General features: G+C 68.7%; 1 protein-coding gene. It reads left to right on the top strand.

Going from position 1 to position 1,048, the window contains the following annotated elements; translation table 11 throughout:
* A partial coding sequence (locus tag AC1DTF_RS32330; protein WP_477477035.1) for an MFS transporter occupies positions 1–1,048 on the top strand: 1,048 nt, incomplete at both ends.

Below are 1,048 nucleotides of genomic sequence, written 5' to 3'. Positions count from 1 at the left end.
GGTCGGGATGCGGATCCTGCAGGGTGTCGGCGGCGCCATGATGGTGCCGGTCGGACGGCTCGCGGTGCTGCGCTACAGCGCCAAATCCGATCTTGTGCGGGCCATCGCCCTGCTCACCTGGCCGGCACTGGCGGCGCCGGTGCTGGCTCCCGTGTTGGGCGGGGGCATCGCGACGGTCGGCAGCTGGCGGTGGATCTTCCTCGTCAACATCCCGCTCGGCATCATCGGTTTCGTTCTGGCGCTCAAGCTGGTTCGCGGCGGTCCCGCCGAGTCGGTGCGCAAGCTGGACTGGCCCGGCATGGTGTTGCTCGGCGGGGGTATCGCCGCGGCGCTGATCGCGCTGGAGAGCATCCGCATCGCCGGGACGGACTGGCTGTTGGTCGCAGCCTGCGGCGCGGGCGCGCTGGTGCTGCTCGGGCTGGCGCTGTGGCATCTGCTGCGGTCGGCCTCACCCCTGATCAACGTGCCGGTGCTGCGGGTGCGGACGCTGCGCATCACGGTGACTGCGGGGTCGCTGTACCGGATGGTGATCACCACGGTGCCGTTCCTGCTCCCGCTGAAATTCATGCTGGAGTTCGGGTGGACGCCGTTCCAGGCGGGATTGATGGTGGCTGCGCTGTTCGCGGGCAACCTGACCATCAAGCCGGCCACCACCCCGCTGATGCGCCGATTCGGGATTCGCACCGTACTGGTGGTCAACGGGATTGCCTCGGTGCTGTGGTTCGGGCTGCTGGCGCTCGTCCAGCCGGGCATGCCGGTGGTGCTCATCGTGATCGTGCTCTACGTCAGCGGCGCGCTGCGCTCCATCGGGTTCACCGCCTACAACAGTCTGGCGTTCTCCGATGTCGACGGTGATGACCTCACCCACGCGAACACCCTGAACGCCACGGTGCAGGAACTGGCTGCGGGGCTGGGTATCGCGGTGGCGGCGCTGCTGGTGAGCCAGCTGGCGTCGTACTCGGTGACGTTCCTGGTGCTCGGCGCGGTGCTGGCGGTGACCCTGGTGGAATCCGTCCGGCTGCCTCGCGCGGCCGGTGCACATGTGACC

The sequence above is a fragment of the Mycobacterium sp. P4_H6 genome, assembly GCF_056400845.1.
The sequence above is the reverse complement of the archived record's forward strand: the minus strand, read 5'-3'. Positions and strand labels throughout refer to the sequence as shown.